The sequence below is a fragment of the Alloalcanivorax profundimaris genome (genome assembly GCF_015265435.1).
Lineage (GTDB): Bacteria > Pseudomonadota > Gammaproteobacteria > Pseudomonadales > Alcanivoracaceae > Alloalcanivorax > Alloalcanivorax profundimaris.
On record NZ_JABJWH010000006.1, the window covers coordinates 163,745 to 187,913 of the forward strand.

Sequence of the window (24,169 nt, forward strand, 5' to 3'; positions counted from 1 at the left end):
TTGGATTGAGAGCAACGGCGCGGGCCGTTACCCCGTTTTTCGGCGGCGGCGGCCCGGGCTTTAGGGTTGGGTACAAAAAAAGGTTCACCGCGTCTGGCCGGACTCCGGCGAGGACCCCTGAAAAACTTGCATATAAAGGGGGCGGGTGGAAAGCCGATACACTGGGCCAGGTACGATTCGAGGACGTTTCCAATGACTGCACCCCCCGACACCTTCGAACGGGTCGAGCATCCCGCCCGCATTGAGGAACTGCTGAACAATCTGCTCCGCCCGGGCGGAGTGGCGCTTTCGCTGGAGGGGCGCGACGGCGACCCCTTACCAGTGGTACTCGTGTCCTACGAGCGTGAGCGCTCCCTGCTGCTGGACGTCACCACGCTTGGCGATCGTATCGGCAAGCTGCGTCGCGGCATGGGCTTCCGGCTGGTCGGACAGGGCGATGGCGGTATGGTACGCACGCCGGTATTAAAGGCCACGCGCGTCCACGAAGAGGAGGGGCGGCAATGGTTGCACTGTGCCTATCCCGCGCGACTGGAGTGGCAGCAGCGGCGGGACGCGTTCCGTGCGGAGCTGCGTCTGGGCATGCAGGCGTCGGTTCTGGTTCGCGACCAGGAGAGTAACCTGTCCGCCCTGGGGGATCTTCGCGATCTGTCGTTGACCGGTTGTCGGGCGGAGTTGGCGGCCAGCGGACTGAATGCTGATCTGGAAAAGGATCAGAGGCTGGATCTGGAAATCACTTTCCCCGATGGCAGCCTTTTCCGGATCGGGGCCCGGCTCCGCCATCTGAGCGCCGATCCTGCCCGTGGCACGGTTGGCGTGGGCTTCGAGTTCGATGCGCTGGATGTGGCCCAGGAACGGCGGCTGTGGTTCATGGTGCGCGAGGCGGAACGGGAGGCGGCGCGGGTGGCTGGCGGGGACCGGACCCATCTGGCCGCCTCGTCCCTGTTCCGGGCGGCGGCACCGGCTCCATTGAGAGCCCCGGTCGGCTCGCAGTTTCCCTCGGTGCCCATGGTGGACAGGCTGGCGCCCTGCGCCGCCTGGTTGGGCAACCAGATGCTGGCCCTGCGTCAGGGGGAACACATCGACCCGGTGCAGCTTTCCCGCCAGGCGGAGCGTCTGCTGGATTTGCATGAAGAGGACCGCGAGGCGCTGCTGTTCGCGTCTCGCTGCCTGGCGGACGAGCCGTTGCTGGTCCGCCACGGTTTGGGAGTGGCGGTGCACTTGCTGGACTTCGCGCGCGCCCAGTCCATGCCTCACGCCCTGTGCAAGGCGCTGGCCGCGGCGGCCATGGTGCATGATCTGGGCAAGGCTTTGCTGCCTCGGGAATTGCTGGCCTTGCCGGTGCTGGACGCGCGCCAGCATCGCTGGCTGCAGGGGCATGTGCCGATGTTGCTGCAGCGCATTGACCGGTGCGGCTGGTTGTCCACGCCGGTGGTGGAAGCCGTGGTGCGCGACATCAACGAGCGCCTGGATGGCAGTGGCTACCCGAATCACCGTGGCGGCGCCGACCTCAGCGAATTGGCCCGGCTTGCGTCGGTGGTGGATGTGGTGGACATCCTGTCCCGCCAGCGCCCCGGGCGCGAGCCTTGGAGTACCGAGGACATCCATGCCTGGCTGGAGCGCAACAGCGCGCGGTTCGATCCGCAATGGGTGGCGCGTTATCGGGCCCATTTCGGGCGTTGGCCAGTAGGCTGCCTGGTGCGTTACGCGGACGGTCTCCTGGGGCGCGTGGCCGCCCTGGACGAGCGGGGCCTGCCGTCGCGGGTGCGTCTGCGCGCCGAGGACGGCGGCTGGCTGGACGGCGAGGCACTGGCCCGGCACGGCGAGCCGGAAGCCACCGTGCCGGCGCCGGCGGACTGATTCGCCCAAGCCGGGTTCCCACCTTGGCGCCGTGGCCCACACGGCGCCGATTTCCCCTAAAGTCCCGCCCGAATACGCCGATAGCCTGGAAAAGCGAACCTTGCCGGGCTTTATTCCGCCGCTACCGGGGCGACTGGTCCGGTGACAATACTCCCCGGTGAACACAGGAAGCACAGAAAGATGGCCTCAATCTCATCGCTGGGTATCGGTTCCGGGCTCGACCTCAACGGCCTGCTGGATCAGTTGGAAGCGTCCGAGCGCCAGCAGCTGACGCCGATCGTCCAGAAACAGCAAAGTCACCAGGCGAAGATCTCCGCCTACGGCCGGCTGGAAAGCGCGCTCACCGGTTTTCAGGACGCGGTGGCCAAGCTTGCCGACGGCAAGCAGTTCGAGGCGGTGAAAAATGAAGTCACCGGCGATGCGCTGGGTGCCACCCTGGGCGACGACGCGCTCACCGGCAATTATGATCTGGAAGTGGCCCGGCGTGCGCGGGGCTACAGCATCGCCACCCAGGGCATCGGCGCCGCCGATGAACGGCTGGGTGCTGGCGCGCTGAACATCGCCCTTGCCAATGGCGACACTCTGAACGTGGAGGTCGGTGAGAAGCAGAGCACGCTGGAAGGTATCCGCGACGCCATCAACGACGCTGGCGGCGGGGTGCAGGCGGCGTTGATGAATGATGGCGGCGACACTCCCTACCGGCTGGTGCTGTCCTCCACGGAAACCGGCACCGAGGCGGCCATCGACGAAGTCACCTTCAGCGGTGGCCTGGGCGATGCCCTGGCGCTGGACCAGAATTCCGAAGTGCCGGCGCTGAACGCCAAGCTCACGGTCAATGGCATTGAGGTGATCAGTCAAAGCAACCAGGTAGAGGGCGCCATTCAGGGCGTCACGCTCAATCTTCGCGAAACCGGTACCGCCACTCTGGACGTGACGCGTGACGGCGCCGGCATCAAGAAAGCGGTAAAGGACTTCGCCGAGGCCTACAACACCCTGCAAGAAACCCTCGATACCTTGACCCGCTTTAATCAGGAAACCGGCGAGAGTGGGGCCCTGCTGGGCGATGCCACCCTGCGGGGCATCGAATCCCGGCTGCGCTCGGTGATCAGCGGCGGCGCCGGCGGCGGCGAGTTCAACACCCTGGCCGACCTGGGCATCACCCTCAAGGTGGACGGCACCCTGGAGGTGGACGAGGAGGCCGTGGACGACGCCGTGGACAATCAGTTGGGAGCCCTTGCGGACTTCTTTACCGGCACCGTTGACCGGGATGGCCTGGCGGTGCGGCTCGACGACGCCCTGTCGGAAATGGTGGATGACGGCGGCACCCTGGACGATGCCACCGAAGGGCTGGAAACGAGCATTGACACTCTGCAGAACCAGTACACCCGAACCGAAGAGCGTATCAACAGCACCCTGGCCCGCTACCGGACCCAGTTCCAGCAGTTGGACAGCATGATCGCGGAGATGAACTCCACCAGTTCCTACCTCACGCAGCAATTCGATGCCCTCAACGCACAACTGGGCCAATAACCGTCATGCCGGAAGGAAGGGGATTATGACAACATCACGAGGGGCGGCCGCCTACGGCCGCGGCGCCGGGGCCTATGCCCGGGTTGGAGTGGAAAGCGGTGTCATGGCCGCCAGTCCCCATCAGCTGATCACCATGCTGTTCGACGGCGCGGCCTCGGCCATCCGCACCGCCGGGCTGCACATGGACAACCAGCGGCCGGCGGAGAAAGGCGCGGCCATCTCCAAGGCCCTGGACATCGTCAACAACGGCCTGCTGGCGGCCCTGGACCGGGACAAGGGCGGTGAAGTGGCGGAACGGCTGGCGTCCCTGTACGACTACGTCGCCCGGCTGCTGCTCAACGCCAACCTGCGTAACGACCGCGCCAGCCTGGATGAGGCCGGCCGTTTGCTGGCGGACATCGCGTCCGCCTGGCGCCAGATCGAGCCCGCGACGGCGCAGGGGGACGAATGACGAAAACCGCCCCCAGCCGTGCCCCCGCCACCGGCGAACAGGTCCTGCAGGCCTACGAGGCGTTGCTGGAGCGCACCGGGCGAATGCTCGAATGCGCCCGCGACCAGGATTGGAACGGGCTCATCGACGAGGAGAGCCAATACGTGCTGGAGGTGGAACGCCTGGCCCGGGGCGAGACATCGATACAGCTCAACGAGTTTCAGCGGCACCGCAAGGCGGAGGTTCTGGAACGTCTTCTGGAACGCGAACGCGGTGTGCGCGGTTGTCTGGAAAGCCGTCGCCAGGAACTGGACCAGCTGATCGGCCTGTCACGGCGACGCCGCGACCTGAACCGCTCCTACGGCGCCCAGGAGGCCGCCGTGGTGGACGGCCGGCCGCGCTTCGATAAAGAGCGGCCGTGAGCGGCATCACGCCGATCCTCGACACCTTGCTGCACCAGGTGTTGGGAAAACGGGTCGACGTGCCCCTGGAGCGGCCGCTGCCCGACCCGGTGAAGCCCTTGCTGGGCGCCGAGGCGCCACCGGCGGTGCGCAGCGATTCGCGGCTCGACCCCCGCGCCCTGCCGGCCCGTGAAAGCGGCGCCGCCGCCGGCGAGGCCCGGTCCGGGGCGCCAGCCGCGCCGGCCCCGGACACCGCCCCTGGCTCCACCCGCACCCACTTCAGCCCCGCCGCGCGCACCATCGCCGACCTGCTCGCCCGTTATCCGGCGCCGCCCTCGGCGGTGCGTCCGCCGGCGCCACTGATGGCCCCCGCCGAGCAGGGCGCCCCGGAGTTGGCCGCGCGCCTGCGTGGCAGCCTGGAGCAGAGCGGCCTGTTCTACGAATCCCATCTACAAGGCTGGTTCCAGGGCCGGCGTGACGCCGCCACCCTGGTCCGGGAACCGCAGATGAGAGTGTTCCTGGAGGCGAGGGCGGCCACGCCGGCGCCGCCGGGCGCGGAGGGCGCCGGTCCGGCCCGTGGCGCCGCGACCTCGCCGCCGGCGGGCCCGGCCAACGCGCCGCCGACCGCCGCCGCCTCTTCCCCGGCGCCGCCCGGGGCCCCGGAGCGGACAACGCCGGCGTCCGGTCAGGCGTTGCCCGCCGGCGCCGAATCCGGCGCCGAGGAGGCCCGTGGCGGCGAGCCGCGCCCGGCGCCGGCGCTGTCCGAGACCCAGCGGGATGCGCTGCACGGGGTCCTGCGCCACCAACTGGAGATGCTCGCCACCCCGGTGCTGCGTTGGGAGGGCGACGTCTGGTCCGGCGTGTTCATGGCATTGATGATCCAGCTCCCGGACGGCTCGCCGGAGCACCGCGAGGGGCAGGCCGGTGAAGGGGAAGGCGAGGGCGAGGAGTCGCCGTCGGACACCTGGCGCACCGGGCTGACCCTGAGCCTGCCCGCCCTCGGCGAGGTACGGATCAAGGTGGTGCTGGGCGGGGATCGCCTTGATCTTACGCTTGCCGCCGGCGATGAGACCGCGCGACGACTGCGCGCCGGCGGTGGCCGCCTGCGCGAGCGGCTGGTGAATCTGGGCCTGGGTGATGTCCGGGTCACCGTCACCGAGGAGAACGGCGATGACCGATCAACGCCCTGACGCCCCGCGCCGCCGGGCGGTGGCGCTGGCCTATCGCGAGGGGGGCGATGCCCCGAGGGTGCTGGCGCGTGGTTATGGCGAGCTGGCCGAACGCATCATCGCGGAGGCCCGGCGGCGGGACATTTTCGTGCATGACGCGCCGGAGCTGGTGGCACTGTTGATGCGGCTGGATGTGGACGAGCGCATACCTTCCACGCTGTACCAGGTGATCGCGGAACTGCTGGTCTGGGTCCGGGACCTGGATGAGAGGGAGGGGGAGCGGAATCGAGGCTAAGCTTAAAGTATGAGTAAGTTTGCCAATAGTAAGTGAGAGCGACTTTCTGTGACCTGATTCCTTGTTTCTGAGTGTTTCACGAAGAGCTGCAACAAAGTCATTATTACAGTGTTGCATATTGCGATGACGATGGTCCCAATAACTCACCGGTAAGATCTGGAAAATATAGGGTAACTGACTGTTATTAAAGAGAAAAAATAAGAATACAGGGCAAACCACGTATTTCCGGCTTGAACAGGCCAACCTCCCCGATGACACCCATAGGTCGATTTGTTGACCAAATTCTATACTGTGACGGACATCACAAAAAGCCGATCACCCGGTGATTTTTTTGGCAATAAAGTATGAGCTTTCCGGCAAAACTGTGATACGTTTCAACCATAAGATGCCAACTCAAATCACTTACCATCCAAGTGCTACTAGCACTTTATTCTTATTTATTGCGGTGACCGTCACGACAAGGACTGGACGGACACCGGAGGAAGGCCGCGGCCCTGCTTTCAGGTCCGGGCTTTCGTTCAAAACGGGAACCGGGTTTCGCCCGGTTGGGGTTATCGAAGGAGCAAGCGCACCCATGAACATCGACGGCGTTCTCAATGAAATCCAGGATCTGAATCTGTCCTACATGCTGCTGGCGCAGCGTCTTCTGAACGAGGATTACACTACCGCCCTGTTTCGGCTGAAGATCGACGAATCGCTGGCCCGGGTGTTGGTATCGCTGTCCACCAAGCAGTTGGCGCGCATGGCGCGCACCAACCAGCTGCTGTTCCGCATGCATCTCGATGACGCCGACCAGGTGACCCAGCTTACCCGGGACAAACGCGAGCAGGGCTTGGGCCAGACCCATGCCTCCCTGCTCATGGCGGCCTGTGACTACTGAGGGGGTGTCATGGCGGAGAAGAGTCTGGTGGGCGAGATGCAGCAGGTGCGGCTCGCCATTGAACTGATCGAACTGGGGGCCCGGCTGCAGGTACTGGAGTCGGAAATCGGATTGAGCCGTGGGCGGCTGATCCGGCTGTACAAGGAAGTGAGGGGCGCGTCGCCGCCCAAGGGGATGCTGCCGTTCTCCACGGACTGGTTCATTACCTGGTTGCCGAACATCCACTCCTCGCTGTTCTACGGTTACTACCGGCAGCTCACCGAACAGAAGGGCTGCGAGCGCATGGAAGGGTTCGTAAAGGCATATCGCCTGTATCTGGAACAGGTGGCACTGGACGAGGCGGAGCCGGTGCTCGGACTGACCCGGGCCTGGACCCTGATCCGCTTCTTCGAGAGTGGCCTGTTCGAGCTGTCCGATTGCACCTGTTGCGGTGGGCGGTTCGTCAACCACGCCCACACGCCCAGTCAGGATTTCGTGTGCGGCATCTGTCAGCCACCCTCCCGGGCTGGCAAGACGCGAAAGAAGCCGGCCGCCGGTAAGGCCATCGGCGCCTGATACCGGCCCTCGTTGTTCTCTCCCCGCCGTGCCGTCACGCGGCGGGTCCCCTGCGCGCGCGGCAAACCGCCGCCGGATAAATTCCTACCCGTTTCCCTCAAGTCCGGGGTGTTCCCGCCGATACGGACGGTAATGCGATCCACGCTGTAGGAAGGACACCCGTTGTGCTGATACCTCTAGGTTTTCTGATTGTCGCGATTTCTGTTTTTGGCGGCTTCTCGCTGTCCGGCGGAAACCTGGGGCCGCTCTATCAGCCCACCGAAATCCTGATGATCGTGGGCTCGGCGGTGGGGGCCTTCGTCGCCGCTAATAACGGCAAGGCCATTAAGGCGACATTCCGCTCGGCGAGCCGTCTCAAGCGCACCAAACGTTACGACAAGTCCATGTACATGGAACTCATGGCGCTGCAGTACAAGCTGCTCACCAAGATGCGTCGCGAAGGGGTTCTGGGTGTCGAGAAGGACATCGAGAATCCCCAGGACAGCGTGTTGTTCTCCGAGCATCCACGCATCGCGGCGGACCCACTGATCATGGGGTTCATCACCGACTATCTGCGTTTGATGGTCAGCGGCAGCGTTGAACCGTTTGAGCTCGACGAACTCATGACCCATGAGATTGAGGCCTACGAACACGAGGCTCACATCCCCGCCGATGCCCTGCTCAAGGTCGGCGACGCCTTGCCCGCTTTCGGGATCGTGGCGGCGGTATTGGGCGTGGTGAAGGCGCTGGCATCGGCGGATTCCGGCGCCGATCAGATGGGTATGATGATCGCCCACGCTCTGGTCGGGACCTTTCTGGGCATCCTGCTCGCCTACGGTTTCATCAATCCGCTCGCCAGCCGCATCGACCGGCAGGTGGCGGAAGGGGTGAAGATGCTGCAGTGCGTGCGCGTGACCCTGCTGGCCAACCTGAACGGCTACGCGCCTCAGCTGGCGGTGGAGTTCGGCCGCAAGGCGCTGCACAGCGCCGAACGGCCGTCCTTTGACGAGCTCGAGGAGCATGTGCGGTCGGCCCGGTCCGGCGGGGTCGCGGAAGGATGAGCAACGGGCGCCGCGCCGTCATCGTCCGCCGGCCCCGGCGTAGCGCGCCGGAGCACCATGGCGGAGCCTGGAAAATCGCCCTGGCGGATTTCATGACCGCCCTGATGGCGCTGTTCCTGGTGTTGTGGATTCTGTCCACGGCGTCGCCGGCGGAACTGCAGGGGCTGGCGGAATACTTCCGCACGCCCCTCAAGGTGGCGATGACCAACGGCGACCGGGATTCAGCCAGCACCAGCGCGATCCCCGGCGGCGGGCCGGACCCGGCCCACTCCGACGGCGAGCAAGCGCGCATCGACCTGCGCCGGCAAAGCCGGCCGGCGGAGGAGCGCCAGCGCTTCATCGACCTGCGCCGGCGCATCGAGAGCGTGATCCGGAACGACCCGGCCCTGCGCGACCTGCGCGATCAGATGCGCTTTGAAATGACCCCGGAGGGGCTGCGCGTGCAACTCATGGATACCCAGGAAAAGCCCATGTTCGAGTTGGGCAGCGACCAGGTGTCGGCGGCCATGCGGGACCTGCTGCGCTCGCTGGCGCCGATCCTCAACGACGTGCCCAACCGGCTCAGCATCAGCGGCCACACCGACAGCCTGCGCTACGCCGGCGGCGACACCGGCTACAGCAACTGGGAGCTGTCCGCGGACCGCGCCAATGCCTCGCGCCGGGAACTGGTGGCGGCCGGCCTGGACCCGGACAAGCTGCTGCGCGTGACCGGCATGGGCGACCGGGTTCCGGTGCCAGGCAGCAACCCCGGCGATCCGGTCAATCGCCGCATCACCCTGGAGGTGCTCACCGACCAGGCCGCCCGGCGCCTGCGCGCGGCGAGCCGGCCGGACGGCCTGGGCACCCCCGCACAACCGGTTGTGGAGTGATCATGGATATCACCGATTTCTACGACACCTTTTTCGAGGAAGCGGACGAACTGCTGGCGGAGATGGAATCCCATCTTCTGGAGCTGGACGTGGACAACCCGGATCAGGAACGGCTCAACGCCATCTTCCGGGCCGCCCACTCGATCAAGGGCGGCGCCGGCACCTTCGGGTTCGAGGCGCTGCAACGCACCACCCATCTGCTGGAGAACCTGCTCGACTACACCCGGCGCGGGGAACTGGCCCTGCGCCGCGACATCGTCGATACCTTTCTGGAAGCCAAAGACATGTTGAACGACCAACTGGATGCCTATCGCCAGGGCGGCGAGCCCGACCCCGAGGCCCTGGAGCGGATCTGCGAGACCCTGCGGCGGCTGGCCCTGGAGGAAATCGGCGAGGAAGCGGACGTGGAGGCGCATGCGCCGCCGCCCGCCGCCGACGCGGTGGCCCCGTCACCGCCCCCGGAACCGGCCGGGGAGGCGGCCTCCGCCGCCGGCGGGCGGTTCGAAGTGGTGTTGCTGGGCGTCGATGACAAGGACCGGGAATTGCTCATCGAGGAACTGGGCCAGCTCGGCGACATCGAGACCCGGGACGGCGACGCCGAGCGCTACCGCGTGACCCTGTCGTCTTCGCTGAGCGCCGACGACATCGAAGCGGTGATGTGCTTTATCGCCGAACCCGAACAGTTGGAGATCAAGGCGCTCGACGCGGCGCCGGCGGCTTCCGAGCCCCCCGCTGTCGCGGCGGCCGCGGCCACGACCTCCGAGGCCGGGACCAACGAAGCCGCGCCCAACGCGGCCGAGGCGAGCCCGGCGCCGGGCGACGCCAAGGCCGACGGCGCCAGGTCGGCGCCGCCCGCCGAGAAGGCGCCGGCCAAGGCCGCCAAGAGCAACGAATCCACCTCCATCCGCGTGCCGGTCACCAAGGTGGACCAGATCATCAATCTGGTGGGCGAACTGATCATTACCCAGTCCATGCTCAACCAGGTGGCGGAGGATTCCGAAACCCTGGACGACGGCGCCCTGGTCAACGGCCTCAACCTGCTGCAGCGCACCGCCCGGGATTTGCAGGAGGCGGTGATGTCGGTGCGCATGGTGCCCATGGACTATGTGTTCAGCCGTTTCCCGCGCCTGGTTCGCGACCTGGCCGGCAAGCTCGACAAGGACGTGGAGCTGGTCACCGAGGGCAAATCCACGGAGCTGGACAAGGGCCTCACCGAACGGATCATCGACCCTCTTACCCATCTGGTACGCAACAGCCTGGACCACGGCATCGAAACCCCGGAGCGTCGCGAGGCCGCCGGCAAGCCACGCACCGGCAAGCTCACCCTCTCCGCCCAGCACCAGGGCGGCAACATCCTTATCGAGGTGATCGACGACGGCGCCGGCCTGAACCGCGAAAAGCTGCTCGCCAAGGCGCGCAGCAGTGGCCTGGTGGTATCCGATTCCATGAGCGACGACGAGGTCTGGCAGCTGATCTTCGCGCCGGGCTTTTCCACCGCCGAGGAAGTCAGCGACGTGTCCGGCCGGGGCGTCGGCATGGACGTGGTCAAGCGCAACATCCAGGCCATGGGCGGCCACGTGGAAATTCTCTCCCAGCCGGGGCAGGGCACCACCACCCGCATCGTGCTGCCGCTGACCCTGGCGATCCTGGACGGCATGTCGATCCGCGTCGGCAAGGAAACCTTCATTCTGCCGGTGAGCGCGGTGGTGGAATCCCTGCAGCCGGCGGCCGGCGATCTCTACGCCATGGCCGGCGACGACACCCTGCTCAAGGTCCGCGAGGACTACCTGCCGGTGGTGGCCGTGCACCAGGCCATGGATGTGGCCGGCGCCATCACCGAGGCGACCCGCGCCATCGCCGTGATCGTTCAGGGCGAGGGGCGCCGCTACGCCCTGCTGGTGGATGAACTGGTGGGCCAGCAGCAGGTGGTGGTCAAGAACCTGGAAACCAATTACCGCAAGGTGCCCGGCGTGTCCGCCGCCACCATTCTCGGCGATGGCAGCGTGGCGCTGATTCTGGATGTGGCGGACCTGCACCGGCTCAGCCAGAGCAAGAAAGAAAACCGTATCTTCGAGAATCGCTCCCAACCTTTGGAAAAAGAGGTAGAACCGTCATGAGCAACGCCACCGCTTTGGATCACACCGTCGCCGCGGAAGCCGGCAGCCAGGAATTCCTGGTGTTCTCCCTGGGCGAGGAAGAGTACGCCATCGACATCCTCAAGGTTCAGGAGATCCGCGGCTACGACAATGTCACCCGCATCGCCAACGCTCCGGAGTTCATCAAAGGCGTGGCCAACCTGCGCGGCGTGATCGTGCCGATCGTCGACCTGCGCATCAAGTTTCGTCTCGCCAAGGCCGAGTACGACGATCAGACCGTGGTGATCGTGGTGAACATCGCGGATCGCGTGGTGGGCATCGTGGTCGACCGCGTTTCCGACGTCATGACCCTCACCGCCGAGCAGCGCAAACCGGCCCCGGAATTCGGCGTCAGCCTGCCGCTGGATTACATCCACGGCCTGGGCAATCTGGACGACCGCATGCTGGTGCTGGTGGACATCGAGAAACTTCTGACCAGCGAGGAAATGGCGCTGGTGGAAGAAGCCAGCGAGTAAGCGCCCAGGGACCATGACAATAGCCACGATAAAGGGAAGGCGTGATGCGTGATAACCAGCCGGTGACCCAGCGCGAGTACCAGCTTGAATCCGATGACTTTCTGATCTCGCGCACCAACTTGCGCGGGCGTATCACCTATGCCAACCCGGCCTTCGTGGCGGTGAGCGGTTTCGACAACGACGAGCTGGTGGGCGCGCCACACAACATCGTACGTCATCCGGACATGCCGGAAGTCGCGTTCGAGAACATGTGGGCGTGCATCAAGGGCGGCGACATCTGGATTGGCCTGGTTAAGAACCGCCGCAAGAACGGTGACCACTACTGGGTGCGCGCCCACGTCACCCCGGTCACCGAGGACGGCGAGATCGTCGGTTTCGTATCCGTGCGCCTGAAGGCCGACCGTCCCTCCATCGACGCCGCCGAGCGCGATTACGCCGCTCTGCGCGAAGGCCGCGGCCGCCATCTCTACTTGCACAAGGGCGAGGTGCGCCGGCGCGGCCCGCTGGCGGCTCTGCGCCGCTGGAACCCGCATTCGGTGAGCAGCCGCATGAGCTTTTTGTTCATCGCCGCCGCCGCCCTGGTGCTGGCCACCGCCGGCGTCGGCCTGCGCGGGCTGGCGGAGGGCGCCGGGTTGTCCCGGGCCCTGCTCATCGCCCTGGCCGCCGCCGGTGTGCCGTTGCTGGCCCTGGGCTTCCGTCTGGTGACCCGCTCGGTGCTGGCGCCGGTGCTCACCGCCGGCAAGTTTACCCTGCAGATCGCCGCCGGCAATCTCGCGGCGCGACCGCCGGGCCGTATGGGCGGTGAACTGGGCATGCTGGTCATGGGCCTGAAGCTGATGCGCCGAAGTCTGGGCAGCATCGTCGGCCATGTGCACCAGGGCATGACCGTGGTGGCGCCGGCGGCGCGGGACATCGCCGAGGGCAACGAGGACCTGTCGTCCCGGTCCGAGCAGCAGGCCAGCTCACTGCAGCAGACCGCCGCTAGCATGGAACAGATGACCGCCACCGTGAGCCAGAACGCGGACAACGCCCGCCAGGCCAGCGAGCTGGCGTCGGACGCTTCCCGGGCGGTGTCCGAGAGCGGCCAGGTGATGGGCCAGGTGGTGGATACCATGGGGCGCATCACCACCAGCTCCGAGCGCATGGCGGTGATTATCGGCACCATTGATGGCATTGCCTTCCAAACCAATATTCTGGCGCTCAACGCCTCCGTGGAAGCGGCGCGCGCCGGCGAGCACGGCCGGGGTTTCGCCGTGGTCGCCGAGGAAGTGCGCAACCTGGCCGGACGTTCCTCCGAGGCCGCTCGCGAAATCCGCCAACTGATCGACGGTTCCGGCCGCGAGATCGAAAGTGGCGCCGACCTGGTGCGGCGGGCGGAGAGCGCCGTCGAGTCCGTGGTTGCCTCGGTGACCCGGGTCAACGACATCATGGACGACATTCGCGCCGCCTCCGAGGAACAGAATACCGGCATCAATCAGATCAACCAGGCGGTGGCACAGATGGACGCGGTGACGCGCCAGAACACCGACCGGGTACAAGCCTCGGCTAGTGCCGCTGCTTCCCTGGAGCGGCAGGTTCGGATGCTGACGCATTCCATGGGGGTGTTCAGGCTAAAGGGGGGGCATGAAAACCCGCCGCCGCGCACCGTCACCAATCGCCGTGCCGTTGGCACGGGTGGGGAGTTCTCGGGCATTGAGCGATAACGCCGAGCAGTACCGTGCCGATGTCTTCGGCACAGCGGATCGGGACCTGGTGTTCCGCGACGCTGACTTCGATCGCATCCGCGCGCTGATCTACCGGCGCGCCGGCATCGTGTTGGCCGCGCATAAGCGCGACATGGTCTACAGCCGCGTGGGCCGGCGCGTGCGTCAGCAGGGGCTGGCGCGCTTTCAGGACTACCTGACCCGGCTGGAGGAGGACCCCAGCGGCCCGGAGTGGGAAGCCTTCACCAACACCCTCACCACTAACCTCACCGCCTTTTTCCGCGAGGCGCACCACTTTCCGTTGCTGGCGGAGCATCTGCGCGGTCGCGGCGGGCCGGTGCGGGTATGGAGCGCCGGCGCCTCCACCGGCGAGGAACCCTATTCCATCGCCATGACATTGCTGGAGACCCTGGGCGACCGGGCCGACATCCAGGTACTGGCCACCGACATCGACACCGAGGCCCTGGATCGCGCGCGCCTGGGCGTCTACCCCCTGGCCCAGGTGAACAAGATCGAGGAAAGCCGGCGGCGCCGCTTTTTTCAGCGCGGCAGCGGCCGGCGCGCCGGCTTCGCCCGGGTACGCCCGGAGGTGGCGGCGCGGGTGCGCTTCGAGCCACTCAACCTGGTGGCGCCGGGCTGGCGCGTGGAGCCCCCATTCGACGCCATCTTCTGCCGCAACGTGATGATCTATTTCGACCGCGACACCCAGGCGCGCATTCTGGAGCGCTTCGCGCCCCTGCTGAAGCCGGACGGCCTGCTGTTCGCCGGCCATTCGGAAAGCTTTTCCTACATCAGCGACCGGTTCCGTCTGCGCGGCCAGACCGTTTATACGCCGGTGCGCTAAAGAACACGACGCCGCCGCCGATAACCAGAACAAGGAAGACGTCCGCCACGCGCCGGCGTTCGAAGCAGGGGAGACCGATCTTGGGCGGAAAAAAAATAACGGTGCTGTGCGTTGATGATTCGGCGCTGATCCGCGACCTGATGACCGAAATCATCAACGAGCAGGACGACATGGAGCTGGTGGCGGTGGCACCGGATCCGTTGGTGGCACGAGATTTGATCAAGCGCCACGACCCGGACGTTCTGACCCTGGATGTGGAAATGCCGCGCATGGACGGCCTGGATTTCCTGGAACGCCTGATGCGGCTGCGGCCGATGCCGGTGCTGATGGTGTCGTCGCTGACCCAGGCCGGTTCGGAAGTGACCCTGCGGGCGCTGGAACTGGGCGCGGTGGATTTCGTGCAGAAGCCGGCGCTGGGCATTCGCACCGGCATGCTCGAGTACGCCGAACGCATCGCCGAGAAGGTGCGTGCCGCCGCCCAGTCGCGGCCCCGGCGTCTGCCGGCGGCGTCCCCCGCGCCGGCCAGGGAACTGAAGCCGGTGATGGTGTCCAGCGAGAAGCTGGTGATCCTGGGGGCGTCCACCGGCGGGCCGGAGGCGATCCGCCAGGTGCTGGAACCGTTGCCGCCGAACTCGCCGGCGATCCTGATCGCCCAGCACATGCCCGGCGGGTTCACGCGCTCCTTCGCGCAACGGCTGGACCGGCTGTGCCGGGTCACGGTGAAGGAAGCGGAAGACGGCGAGCGGGTGCTGCCCGGTCACGTCTACGTGGCGCCGGGCGATCATCATCTCAAGCTGGTACGCAGCGGCGCCAATTACGTGGTGCGTCTGGACGACGGCCCGCCGGTGAACCGCCACCGGCCCTCGGTGGACGTGCTGTTCGATTCGGCGGCCCGCCAGGCCGGCGGCAACGCCATCGGCATCCTGCTCACCGGCATGGGCAAGGATGGCGCGGAAGGACTGCTGACCATGCGCCGCGCCGGCGCCCACACCCTGGCCCAGGACCAGGACAGCTCCCTGGTGTTCGGCATGCCCCGCGAGGCGATCGCCCGCGACGGCGCCACCGAGGTACTGCCCCTGGATCAGATGGCGCCGCGTTTGATGGCGCTGGTGGCGGCTTCCGGGCGCGCCCAACGGGTGTGAACAACGACGAGAACCCCTGATTAAAGGAAACCCTGGTTATGCTTAAACTCCCCCGTAACCTGAAGATCAACACGGCGGTCGCCGGCGCGTTGGCCTGCTGCACGCTGCTGATTGCTCTGTTGTTCGGCCTGCGAGTGGCCAACGACCGGATGGTCGATGACGCCATCGGCACCCTCAACCAGGTGAATGTGGAGCAGCTCAACCAGGTGAGCCGCGCCACCACCCTGCTCAACCAGGCGCGCATCGAAATGGATCTGGCCGCCGATTACCTGGACATGGGCATGCGCATGATCGCCGCCGACCAGGTGCAGAACGTGGGCGCCCTGCTGGACCGCGCCGAGGGCCGTTTTCAGCGTTTCAGCGAGACCGAGAAAACCGAGGCCGGTGAGGAACTCTCCGCGGAACTGGCCACCGCCTTCGGCAAGGTCATGGAACTCACCCGTCAGCAGCTGGACACCCTCAAGGAAGGCTCGCTGAGTGACTACCGGGCGCTGCGCCAGCAACTGTTGGGGCCGGGCACCAACCTGAACAAACGGCTCACCGACTTCACCCACTACGCCGATGAGCGCGGCGCCGAGGTGATGGCCGGCTATCACCAGGAGTCCACGCTGTTCTCGCGTATCGCCCTGGGCGCGGTGATCGCCGCCGTGCTGGTGATGCTGTTCATCTACCTGGGCCTGCGTCGCATCGTGGTGCAGCCGCTGGAAAAAGCGGTGGAAACCCTGGAGCGCATCGCCCGCGCCGACCTGTCCGAGCGGATTCCGGCCTACGGCCGCAACGAGGTGGGCAAGCTGTTCCACGCCATGCGTGAAATGCAGACCAGCCTCAGCGGCATCGTCAACGATGTGCGTTCCAGCAGCGGTTCGATCCTGGTGGGCAGCTCCGAAATCGCCCGGGGCAACATCGACCTGTCCTCGCGCACCGAGCAGCAGGCCGCCTCCCTGGAAGAAACCGCCACCAGCATGGAAGAGCTCACCGCCACCGTGAAGCAGAACGCGGACAACGCCCGTCAGGCCAGCAGCCTGGCCAACGACGCCTCCGGCACCGCGTCCAAGGGCGGTGACGTGATGCAGCAGGTCACGGTGAAGATGCAGGGCATCACCGACAGCTCCCGCAAGGTGGCGGACATCACCGGCATGATCGATTCCATCGCTTTCCAGACCAACATCCTCGCCCTCAACGCCTCCGTGGAAGCGGCCCGCGCCGGCGAGCAGGGCCGCGGCTTCGCGGTGGTGGCCGGGGAAGTGCGCAACCTGGCGGGCAACAGCGCCGACGCCGCCCGCGAGATCAAGCAACTGATCGAACAATCCGCAGTGGAAGTGCAGGAAGGCTCCGAGCTGGTGGAACAGGCCGGTGAAACCATGAAGGAAGTGGTGGCCGCGGTGAAGCGGGTCACCGACATCATGGACGAGATCTCCGCCGCCTCCCAGGAACAGAGCGGCGGTATCGAACAGGTCAGCCAGGCGGTCAGCCAGATGGACGAAGCCACCCAGCAAAACGCCTCCCTGGTGGAACAGGCCGGTGCCGCGGCGGCGTCCCTGGAAGAGCAGGCCAAGCGCCTGGAGCAGGCGGTGGCGATTTTCCGCGTGAGCGCCGACAACGGCGCCGACGCCGCGCCGATGATGATGCCCCTGGCCGACGAACACGATGATCAGCCGCCGGTGGTGACCATGGCGGCGGAGCCGGCACCGGAGCCGGAGCTGGAGCCTCGGGACGGTTCGGACGACGAGCGGGAAGACGCCGCGCCGCGCCGCGAGGCCCGCGCCGAGGCGCACCCGTCCCGGGAAGCGACGCGCCGGGAACCGGTGACTACCGAGGACGACTGGGAAGAATTCTGAATCCATGAATGCGCCGGGCCGCCGCCCGGCGCCGCGACGCAGTGAGAGGAAATGATGGACAAGGGCATGAGTATTCTGGTGGTGGATGACTTCCCCACCATGCGACGCATCGTGCGCAGCCTGCTCAAGGAGCTGGGTTTCACCAACGTGGAGGAAGCCGAGGACGGCCAGGAAGCCTTGACCAGGCTCAAGGCCGGCGGCTTCGACTTCGTGGTGTCGGATTGGAACATGCCCAACCTGGACGGTCTGGAGATGCTCAAGCAGATCCGTGCCGATGAAGGGATGAAGTCCCTGCCCGTGTTGATGGTCACCGCCGAGGCCAAGAAGGACAACATCGTCGCCGCCGCCCAGGCCGGTGCCAACGGCTATATCGTCAAGCCGTTCACCGCCGTGACCCTGGAAGAGAAGCTCAACAAGATTTTCGAGAAGCTGGGCAAATAAAGCCCGGACTTCGCGACAGGAGAAGCGACTATGAGTGGTGAGGCGCGGCCGACGAACGAACACGCTCACAACGAAGATCTGGTGCAGCGTATCGGACAGCTCACCCGCATGCTCCGTGACAGCATGCGCGAGCTGGGGCTGGATAAAGAGGTGGAAAAAGCCGCCGAGGCGATACCCGATGCCCGGGCGCGGCTCAATTACGTGGCCTCCATGACCGAGCAGGCGGCGAACCGGGCGCTTAACGCCGTGGACCGCGCCCAGCCGCTCCAGGACGAAATGGAAAGCCGCGCCCAGGCCCTGGACGAGCAGTGGAGCGCCTGGTTCGAGAACCCCATGGAGCTGGACGACGCCCGCGAACTGGTCACCGAAACCCGTCGCTACCTGGGCGCGGTGCCGGCCATGGCCCGCGACACCAACAAGGAACTGTTGGAAATCATGATGGCCCAGGACTTCCAGGATCTCACCGGCCAGGTGATCAAGAAGATGATGGAGGTGATCCAGGAGGTCGAGCGCCAGCTGCTGCAGGTGCTGCTGGAGAGCGTCCCCGAGGGCCAGGAGCGGGAAGCCATGCGCCAGCGCATGGACAGCAGTTCCGCGGAGGTGGCCCGCCAGCGCGAGGAGGCCGGCCTGATGAACGGTCCGCAGATCAAGCCCGAGGGCGAGGACGTGGTGAGCAGCCAGGATCAGGTGGACGACCTGCTCGACGAGCTGGGCTTCTAGCGCGGATCGCCCACGGCGTCCGCTCACCGTAGGAGCGACTTCAGTCGCGACCCGCGCTTGCCATGAATAGCCGCCGATAGCGGTCGCTTATCGGCGGTTTGGCCGGTGCCGGCCTGGCCGACAATGCTCCGCGAGAGCAATTGCGCGCGGACGCCGCATCATGGCCGACGAAACCGAAGATCAGGAAAAGACCGAAGAGGCCACGCCCCGAAAACGGGAGAAAGCCCGTGAAGACGGGCAGGTGGCCCGTTCCCGGGAGCTCACCACGGTGCTGCTGCTGTTCGCCGGGGTGGGCGGCCTGTGGGCGCTGGGCCCGGCCCTGTTCGGGCGCGTCGGCCGCGTCATGGAGCAGTCCTTCCTGTTCGACCGCCAGCAGGCGTTCGATCCCACCGTGATGCTGGTGCACGCCGTCGACCTGGGGGCGCGGGCCCTGTTCGGCCTGCTACCCCTGTTCCTGTTGCTGGCGGTGACCGCCCTGGTCGCCCCCAACCTGCTGGGCGGTTTGCTGATTTCCGCCAAATCCCTCAAGCCGCAGCCCGGCAAGCTCAACCCGATCAAGGGCCTCAAGCGTCAGTTTTCCTCCCAGGCCCTGGCCGAGCTCGCCAAGGCGATCGCCAAATCGGTGCTGGTGGGTCTGGTGGCGGTGAGTTTCATGGTCGCCCACCGGGGCGAATTCATGTCGCTCATGGACCAGCCCCTGCAGCAGGCCCTGGCGGACGCCCTGCGCCTGGCCGCCATGGCCTGCGCCCTGATGGTGCTGTCGCTGATCGTGGTGATCCTCATCGACGTGCCCTACCAGCTCTGGAGCCATTCCAAGAAGCTGCGCATGAGCAAGGAAGAGGTGAAGCGCGAGCACAAGGAAAGCGAGGGCGACCCGCACCTCAAGGCCAAGATCCGTGGCCAGCAGCAGGCCATGGCCCGCAACCGCATGATGACCCAGGTGCCCGACGCCGACGTGATCGTCACCAACCCCACCCATTACGCCGTGGCCCTGAAGTACGAAGAGCAGCGCATGAACGCGCCCCGGGTGGTGGCCAAGGGCGCCGACGCGGTGGCGGCGCGCATCCGCGAGCTGGGCGCCGAACATCGCGTGCCGCTGCTGGAAGCGCCGCCGCTGGCCCGCTCCCTGTACCGGCACGTGGACCTGGACCGGGAAATCCCCGGCCCGCTGTACACCGCCGTGGCGGAGGTGCTGGTGTGGGCGTTCCGCCTCAAGCGGGCCCGGGAGGAGGGCGGTGAAACCCCGATCACGCCCTCGCAGCTGACCGTGCCGCCGGAACTGGAGGTGGCGCCATGAAAGCCCTGAGTCAGTACCTGGGCCCGGTGGCCGCCACCGACGGCAAGCTGCTGGCCGGCCCGCTGTTGATCCTGCTGATCATGGCGATGCTGATCCTGCCGCTGCCGCCGTTCGCCCTGGATCTGTTCTTCACCTTCAACATCGCGCTGTCGCTGATGGTGCTGCTGGTCAGCATGTTCACCCTGCGCGCCCTGGATTTTTCCGCTTTCCCGGCGGTGCTGCTGTTCACCACCCTGCTGCGGCTGGCGCTCAACGTGGCCTCCACCCGGGTGGTGCTGATGGAAGGCCACGAAGGCGGCGCCGCCGCCGGCAAGGTGATCGAGGCGTTCGGCCAGTTCCTGGTGGGCGGCAACTTCGCCGTCGGTCTGGTGGTGTTCCTGATCCTGGTGGTGATCAATTTCATGGTGATCACCAAGGGCGCCGGCCGCATCGCCGAGGTGGGCGCGCGCTTCATGCTGGATGCCATGCCCGGCAAGCAGATGGCCATCGACGCCGACCTCAACGCCGGCCTGATCGGCGAGGAAGAAGCCAAGAAGCGCCGCGCCGAGGTGTCCCAGGAAGCGGATTTCTACGGCTCCATGGACGGCGCCAGCAAGTTCGTGCGCGGTGACGCCGTGGCCGGCCTGGTGATCATGGCGGTGAACATCATCGGCGGCCTGATCATCGGCATGGCGCAGCACGATCTGTCGTTCGCCGATGCCGGTCGCACCTACACCCTGCTCACCATCGGCGACGGCCTGGTGGCGCAGATCCCGGCGCTGGTGATCTCCACCGCCGCCGGCGTCACCGTGTCCCGGGTCAACACCGAGCAGGACGTGGGCCAGCAGATGATCGAGCAGCTGCTGGTCAACCCCAAGGTGCTGATTCTGGCCGCCGGCGTCATGGGCCTGCTGGGCCTGGTGCCGGGCATGCCCAACTTCGTGTTCCTGCTGTTCACCGCCGCCCTGGCCGGCGCCGGCTGGTACCTGGCCCGGCGCGGCGACCGCCAGCTGGCGGAGGAACGGATCCAGGCGGAGCCGCCGCCCCAGCCGGAAGCCCCGGAAGCGAGCTGGGACGACGTCCAGTTGATCGACACCCTGGGCCTGGAAGTGGGCCACCGGCTGATTCCCATGGTCGATTACCGCCAGCAGGGCGAGCTGCTGGGCCGCATCAAGAGCGTGCGCAAGAAATTCGCCCAGGAGGTCGGGTTCCTGCCGCCGGTGGTGCACATCCGCGACAACCTGGAGCTGGGCGCCAACACCTATGTGATTACCCTCAAGGGCGCCGAGGTGGGGCGCGGCGAGGCCTACCCGGGCAAATGGCTGGCCATCGACCCGGGCCAGGTGTCCGGCGAGGTGAGCGGCACCCCCACCCGGGACCCGGCGTTCGGTCTACCGGCGGTGTGGATCGAGGAGAACCAGCGCGAGCAGGCCCAGGTGTACGGCTACACCGTGGTGGACGCCAGCACCGTGGTGGCCACCCACCTCAACCATCTGTTGCACGGCCATTCCGCCGAGATGCTGGGCCGTCAGGAAGTGCAGCAACTGCTGGACAAGCTGGGCGACGCCAACAAGGGCCTGGTGGAGGACGTGGTGCCCAAGGCGGTGTCGCTCACCACCCTGCAGCGCATCCTCCAGCACCTGCTCGACGAGGACGTCTCGATCCGCGATCTGCGCACCATCCTCGACACCCTGGCCGAACACGCCAGCGAGGGCGCCGGCGCCCACGACCTTACCGCCCTGGTGCGGGTGGCCCTGGGCCGCGCCATCAGCCACCAGTATTTCCCTGGCCAGGACGAGCTGCGCGTGATCGGCCTGGACGGCCAGCTCGAACAGGTGCTCAACCAGGCACTCAACGGCGGCGGCGCCCTGGAGCCGGGGCTGGCGGACACCCTGATGAACCAGGCCGCCGCCGCCCTGGAGCGCCAGGAAGCCGCCGGCGATCCGCCGGTGCTGGTGGTGCCCCATAACCTGCGGCCGCTGCTGGCCCATTTCCTGCGCCGCCGCCTGCGTCACCTGGCGGTGATGTCCCAGGCGGAGATCCCCGACGACCGGGGGCTGCGCGTGACCCAACTGATCGGCGGACCGTCCTGAGGGAAAGCCCATGAGCGTACAGCGATTCACCGGCGCCAATAACCGCGAGGCCATGGGCCGGGTGCGCGCCGCCCTGGGCGACGACGCCCTGATTCTGGCCAACCGCAGCACCCCGGACGGCGTGGAGATCCTGGCCGTGGCCGAGGACGAAGCGGGCCCGGCGCCGCCCCGCCGCCCGGCGCCGCCGCCCCGGTCCGCGTCCCCGGCGGCGGGGTCGCCATCCACCGCCCCGGACGCCGGGCTCAGTGAACAATTGCTGCGCGAGGTGCGTGATCTGCGCGCCCGGCTGGACGCCCGTGGCGAGGACGAAACCCCGGCCCGCCGCGCCCTGCGGCGGCGGCTGGCGGCCCTGGGCTTGGGCGCCGCCTTGAGCGACGACCTGCTGGCCGGCTGGCCGGAGGAGGCCGGCCTCGGCGGCCTCGACCCGTGGCTGCGCCGGCAACTGCGCCGTCGCCTTCTGACCGGCGAGGGCCTGGAGCAGGACGGCACCTTGGTGGTGCTGGGCCCGGCCGGCGTCGGCAAGACCAGCGTCGCCCTCAAGCTGGCGGCCCGGGCCGGCGCCGCCCGCGCCCGCCTGTGGGTGGAAACCCCGCCACCGCCGGCGCTGGCGCGCCGGGCGGAGGGCCTGGGCCTGTCCTGGGAGAAGCTCGACCAGGAGCGGCCGGTGCCCCCGGAGCCCGGTGGCCTGACCCTGATCGACACCCGGGGCCGGGGTCTGCGCGACCCGGACCTGGGCGCCGCGCTGCACCGCGCGGGCCCGGCGGCGCGGCCGGTGCTGGTGCTGCCCGCCGGCGCCGCCCCGGAGACCCTGGAAGAGACCCTGGCGGTGTACCGGGGCCTGGCCCGGGCCGCCGGCCGGCGCCTGGACGACGTCATCGTCACCGGCCGGGACGACGCCGCCCGCCTGGGCCCGTTGCTGGACCTGGTGCTGCGCCACGGCCTGCGTCTGCATTACCTGAGCGCCGGCCAGCGTATCCCCGAGGATCTGACCCCGGCGCGGCCGGAGGCCCTGCTCGACGACCTGCTGGCCACCCCGGACAGCGATGAGCTGGAGCGGGCCCCGGCGGTGGGCGACCGGCGCTGGGCGGAGCGGCTGCTGGACCAGAGCCGCGCCCTGGACGCCGCCAGCCGTCTGCTTCGCGACGGCGTTCCGGCGTTCCGCGAACTGCTGGAAGCCACCCCCGGCGGCGGCCTGGCCACCGCCGGACCGGACGCCATCGTGCACGGCGCCGAGGACGCCCGGGTGCGCCTGGCCCTGGACCCGGGCGGGCTGCCCCTGGGCCCGGTGAGCGACCACGGCGACGGTGCCCGGCTGCTGCCGTCGCTGCCGGACGCGGCCCTCTGGCACCGCCTGGGCGCGCGCCCCTGGCTGGCCTCCGCCCGGGGCAATGGCCGGGTGTGGCTGCGCGGTGAACGGCATGCCCTGGAAGAAAGCCGGGCCCGGGCCGTCGCCTGGGACAGCCGCCTGCTGCGTCACCGGGGCCGCGCGGTGCAGGCGCGCCTGCGCCGCCTGGATGTGGCGGCGCCGGTGGCCGGCGGCGGCGCCGCCCCGCTCAGCGCCCGGCTGTGCGCCTGGTTCGCCAGCCTCCACGACCTGGACACCGGCGCCGAGCTGGGCCAGCGCTACTGGCTGGCGCCCGGCGACCAGGATCGCGAACGAACCCTGTCGTTGCTGGTGGCGTCGCTGAGCGCCGAGGGCCTGCCGGCGCTGGAGCGGCGTGCCCGTCTGACCCTGGACCGGGAAGGGCTGGCGGCGCCCGCCGGCGCCGCCGGCCTGCTGGCCTCCCTGGCCCTGCGCCTGGATCTGGACGACGGCGACTGGGCCCTGGACGCCCGTGGCCAGCTGCTGGCCCTGCTCGGTGGGCGCCGCCGGCGCAAGCCGGAAACCCTGCTCGACGCGCTGCTGGCGCTGCTGCGCGCTCGCCACAGCCTGCGCGATCTGGGCCGTGATCTGGGCCTGGAGCCGTGAGGCGCTCGGCGGCGGCGCTGTTGTCGCTGGTCGCCGGCCTGGCCGTGGCGGCACCGGGCAGCTGGACCGCCGAGGCCCCGGCGGTGCGCGTGGCGGGGCCGGACCGGGACTACCACAGCCGGGCCCTGACGCCGCCGCCCCTGGCCGAACGGGCCACGCCCACGCGGGTGAGCTGGCGCTACCGCGTCCCCGCCGGCGCCGAGCCCCGGGCCTGGCTGTGCCAGGCCGGCCACTGCCTGGCGCTGGGCGGCCCCCGGGGCCGCGCGCCGGCGCCGGCGGCCTGGCGCGGCGACCGGCCGCTGCGGTTCCGTTTCCGGCTGGCGGCGGGGGCCCGGCAACCGCTGCGGGTGGCGGCGCTGCGCCTGACGGTGGCTTACGCCGATCCGAACGACGCCGATCCGGACCTCGCCGGTCGATCCGGCAAATAAGCCCGCCCAACGAGCGTTATTCACCGCTTCCAAAGCCGGCCAGATGCCAATAATGAAAGCAGTCACGGGCGCCCCTTG

At 67.7% G+C, this 24,169-nt stretch carries 22 protein-coding genes; all 22 read left to right on the forward strand.

Going from position 1 to position 24,169, the window contains the following annotated elements:
- Nucleotides 1–192 precede the first annotated feature (192 nt).
- The 22 genes from HMJ39_RS03730 to HMJ39_RS03835 all read left to right on the forward strand — a co-directional run bounded on the left by HMJ39_RS03730 (nucleotide 193) and on the right by HMJ39_RS03835 (nucleotide 24,091).
- A complete protein-coding gene (locus HMJ39_RS03730) occupies nucleotides 193–1,857 on the forward strand; it encodes an HD domain-containing phosphohydrolase (protein WP_194296326.1) in 1,665 nt (554 codons plus the stop codon).
- A gap of 180 nt (nucleotides 1,858–2,037) precedes the next feature.
- On the forward strand, nucleotides 2,038–3,387 hold the full coding sequence (gene fliD / locus HMJ39_RS03735; protein WP_194296327.1) for a flagellar filament capping protein FliD: 1,350 nt from the start codon (nucleotides 2,038–2,040) through the stop codon (nucleotides 3,385–3,387).
- A gap of 25 nt (nucleotides 3,388–3,412) precedes the next feature.
- The gene (gene fliS, locus HMJ39_RS03740) at nucleotides 3,413–3,838 is read left to right on the forward strand and encodes a flagellar export chaperone FliS (RefSeq protein ID WP_194296328.1); all 426 of its coding nucleotides are present in this window, start codon (nucleotides 3,413–3,415) and stop codon (nucleotides 3,836–3,838) included.
- Nucleotides 3,835–4,239, forward strand: coding sequence for a flagellar protein FliT (locus HMJ39_RS03745; protein WP_194296329.1), 405 nt, complete (start codon nucleotides 3,835–3,837; stop codon nucleotides 4,237–4,239). Before fliS ends, HMJ39_RS03745 begins: the two co-directional genes overlap by 4 nt.
- A complete protein-coding gene (locus tag HMJ39_RS19130) occupies nucleotides 4,236–5,408 on the forward strand; it encodes a flagellar hook-length control protein FliK (protein WP_194296330.1) in 1,173 nt (390 codons plus the stop codon). Before HMJ39_RS03745 ends, HMJ39_RS19130 begins: the two co-directional genes overlap by 4 nt.
- On the forward strand, nucleotides 5,389–5,682 hold the full coding sequence (locus HMJ39_RS03755) for an EscU/YscU/HrcU family type III secretion system export apparatus switch protein (RefSeq protein ID WP_194296331.1): 294 nt from the start codon (nucleotides 5,389–5,391) through the stop codon (nucleotides 5,680–5,682). Before HMJ39_RS19130 ends, HMJ39_RS03755 begins: the two co-directional genes overlap by 20 nt.
- Before the next feature lie 574 nt (nucleotides 5,683–6,256).
- Nucleotides 6,257–6,562 (forward strand): flagellar transcriptional regulator FlhD, encoded by a 306-nt coding sequence (flhD, locus tag HMJ39_RS03760; protein ID WP_194296332.1) that lies wholly within the window; start codon nucleotides 6,257–6,259, stop codon nucleotides 6,560–6,562.
- Between the two features lie 9 nt (nucleotides 6,563–6,571).
- The gene (gene flhC, locus HMJ39_RS03765; protein ID WP_194296333.1) at nucleotides 6,572–7,117 is read left to right on the forward strand and encodes a flagellar transcriptional regulator FlhC; all 546 of its coding nucleotides are present in this window, start codon (nucleotides 6,572–6,574) and stop codon (nucleotides 7,115–7,117) included.
- Between the two features lie 164 nt (nucleotides 7,118–7,281).
- Nucleotides 7,282–8,157 carry a flagellar motor stator protein MotA gene (motA, locus tag HMJ39_RS03770; protein ID WP_194296334.1) on the forward strand — a complete coding sequence of 292 codons (876 nt, stop codon included), beginning with the start codon at nucleotides 7,282–7,284 and terminating at the stop codon, nucleotides 8,155–8,157.
- Nucleotides 8,154–9,026: a flagellar motor protein MotB gene (motB, locus tag HMJ39_RS03775; RefSeq protein WP_194296335.1), complete on the forward strand. Its 873-nt coding sequence runs from the start codon at nucleotides 8,154–8,156 to the stop codon at nucleotides 9,024–9,026. Before motA ends, motB begins: the two co-directional genes overlap by 4 nt.
- Nucleotides 9,027–9,028: 2 nt before the next feature.
- On the forward strand, nucleotides 9,029–11,143 hold the full coding sequence (gene cheA / locus HMJ39_RS03780; protein ID WP_194296336.1) for a chemotaxis protein CheA: 2,115 nt from the start codon (nucleotides 9,029–9,031) through the stop codon (nucleotides 11,141–11,143).
- Complete coding sequence (locus tag HMJ39_RS03785; protein WP_194296337.1) at nucleotides 11,140–11,637, forward strand: chemotaxis protein CheW; 498 nt, start codon at nucleotides 11,140–11,142, stop codon at nucleotides 11,635–11,637. Before cheA ends, HMJ39_RS03785 begins: the two co-directional genes overlap by 4 nt.
- 44 nt (nucleotides 11,638–11,681) lie before the next feature.
- A complete protein-coding gene (locus HMJ39_RS03790) occupies nucleotides 11,682–13,340 on the forward strand; it encodes a methyl-accepting chemotaxis protein (protein WP_194296338.1) in 1,659 nt (552 codons plus the stop codon).
- Entirely contained in the window at nucleotides 13,330–14,184 is an 855-nt protein-coding gene (locus HMJ39_RS03795) for a CheR family methyltransferase (protein ID WP_228462138.1), read from the forward strand. The genes HMJ39_RS03790 and HMJ39_RS03795 overlap by 11 nt, the downstream gene beginning before the upstream one ends.
- Before the next feature lie 140 nt (nucleotides 14,185–14,324).
- Nucleotides 14,325–15,326, forward strand: a complete 1,002-nt coding sequence (locus HMJ39_RS03800; RefSeq protein WP_407645791.1) for a protein-glutamate methylesterase/protein-glutamine glutaminase — start codon at nucleotides 14,325–14,327, stop codon at nucleotides 15,324–15,326.
- A gap of 38 nt (nucleotides 15,327–15,364) precedes the next feature.
- The gene (locus HMJ39_RS19135) at nucleotides 15,365–17,164 is read left to right on the forward strand and encodes a methyl-accepting chemotaxis protein (protein WP_194296341.1); all 1,800 of its coding nucleotides are present in this window, start codon (nucleotides 15,365–15,367) and stop codon (nucleotides 17,162–17,164) included.
- Nucleotides 17,165–17,215: 51 nt separating this feature from the next.
- Complete coding sequence (gene cheY, locus HMJ39_RS03810; protein WP_194296342.1) at nucleotides 17,216–17,605, forward strand: chemotaxis response regulator CheY; 390 nt, start codon at nucleotides 17,216–17,218, stop codon at nucleotides 17,603–17,605.
- A 30-nt stretch (nucleotides 17,606–17,635) separates the two neighbouring features.
- A complete protein-coding gene (cheZ, locus tag HMJ39_RS03815) occupies nucleotides 17,636–18,325 on the forward strand; it encodes a protein phosphatase CheZ (RefSeq protein WP_194296343.1) in 690 nt (229 codons plus the stop codon).
- Nucleotides 18,326–18,485: 160 nt separating this feature from the next.
- The gene (flhB, locus tag HMJ39_RS03820; protein WP_194296344.1) at nucleotides 18,486–19,622 is read left to right on the forward strand and encodes a flagellar biosynthesis protein FlhB; all 1,137 of its coding nucleotides are present in this window, start codon (nucleotides 18,486–18,488) and stop codon (nucleotides 19,620–19,622) included.
- Nucleotides 19,619–21,694 carry a flagellar biosynthesis protein FlhA gene (gene flhA, locus HMJ39_RS03825; protein ID WP_194296345.1) on the forward strand — a complete coding sequence of 692 codons (2,076 nt, stop codon included), beginning with the start codon at nucleotides 19,619–19,621 and terminating at the stop codon, nucleotides 21,692–21,694. Before flhB ends, flhA begins: the two co-directional genes overlap by 4 nt.
- Nucleotides 21,695–21,704: 10 nt before the next feature.
- Nucleotides 21,705–23,663, forward strand: coding sequence for a flagellar biosynthesis protein FlhF (locus tag HMJ39_RS03830; protein ID WP_194296346.1), 1,959 nt, complete (start codon nucleotides 21,705–21,707; stop codon nucleotides 23,661–23,663).
- Nucleotides 23,660–24,091 (forward strand): flagellar protein FlhE, encoded by a 432-nt coding sequence (locus tag HMJ39_RS03835; protein ID WP_194296347.1) that lies wholly within the window; start codon nucleotides 23,660–23,662, stop codon nucleotides 24,089–24,091. Before HMJ39_RS03830 ends, HMJ39_RS03835 begins: the two co-directional genes overlap by 4 nt.
- The last annotated feature ends 78 nt before the right edge of the window (nucleotides 24,092–24,169 follow it).

Coding starts and splice junctions, on each gene's coding strand:
- HMJ39_RS03730 (WP_194296326.1), top strand. CDS start 193: ATGACTGCACCCCCCGACACCTTCGAACGGGTCGAGCATCCCGCCCGC.
- fliD (WP_194296327.1), top strand. CDS start 2,038: ATGGCCTCAATCTCATCGCTGGGTATCGGTTCCGGGCTCGACCTCAAC.
- fliS (WP_194296328.1), top strand. CDS start 3,413: ATGACAACATCACGAGGGGCGGCCGCCTACGGCCGCGGCGCCGGGGCC.
- HMJ39_RS03745 (WP_194296329.1), top strand. CDS start 3,835: ATGACGAAAACCGCCCCCAGCCGTGCCCCCGCCACCGGCGAACAGGTC.
- HMJ39_RS03755 (WP_194296331.1), top strand. CDS start 5,389: ATGACCGATCAACGCCCTGACGCCCCGCGCCGCCGGGCGGTGGCGCTG.
- flhD (WP_194296332.1), top strand. CDS start 6,257: ATGAACATCGACGGCGTTCTCAATGAAATCCAGGATCTGAATCTGTCC.
- flhC (WP_194296333.1), top strand. CDS start 6,572: ATGGCGGAGAAGAGTCTGGTGGGCGAGATGCAGCAGGTGCGGCTCGCC.
- motB (WP_194296335.1), top strand. CDS start 8,154: ATGAGCAACGGGCGCCGCGCCGTCATCGTCCGCCGGCCCCGGCGTAGC.
- cheA (WP_194296336.1), top strand. CDS start 9,029: ATGGATATCACCGATTTCTACGACACCTTTTTCGAGGAAGCGGACGAA.
- HMJ39_RS03785 (WP_194296337.1), top strand. CDS start 11,140: ATGAGCAACGCCACCGCTTTGGATCACACCGTCGCCGCGGAAGCCGGC.
- HMJ39_RS03790 (WP_194296338.1), top strand. CDS start 11,682: ATGCGTGATAACCAGCCGGTGACCCAGCGCGAGTACCAGCTTGAATCC.
- HMJ39_RS03800 (WP_407645791.1), top strand. CDS start 14,325: ATGACCGAAATCATCAACGAGCAGGACGACATGGAGCTGGTGGCGGTG.
- HMJ39_RS19135 (WP_194296341.1), top strand. CDS start 15,365: ATGCTTAAACTCCCCCGTAACCTGAAGATCAACACGGCGGTCGCCGGC.
- cheY (WP_194296342.1), top strand. CDS start 17,216: ATGATGGACAAGGGCATGAGTATTCTGGTGGTGGATGACTTCCCCACC.
- cheZ (WP_194296343.1), top strand. CDS start 17,636: ATGAGTGGTGAGGCGCGGCCGACGAACGAACACGCTCACAACGAAGAT.
- flhB (WP_194296344.1), top strand. CDS start 18,486: ATGGCCGACGAAACCGAAGATCAGGAAAAGACCGAAGAGGCCACGCCC.
- flhA (WP_194296345.1), top strand. CDS start 19,619: ATGAAAGCCCTGAGTCAGTACCTGGGCCCGGTGGCCGCCACCGACGGC.
- HMJ39_RS03830 (WP_194296346.1), top strand. CDS start 21,705: ATGAGCGTACAGCGATTCACCGGCGCCAATAACCGCGAGGCCATGGGC.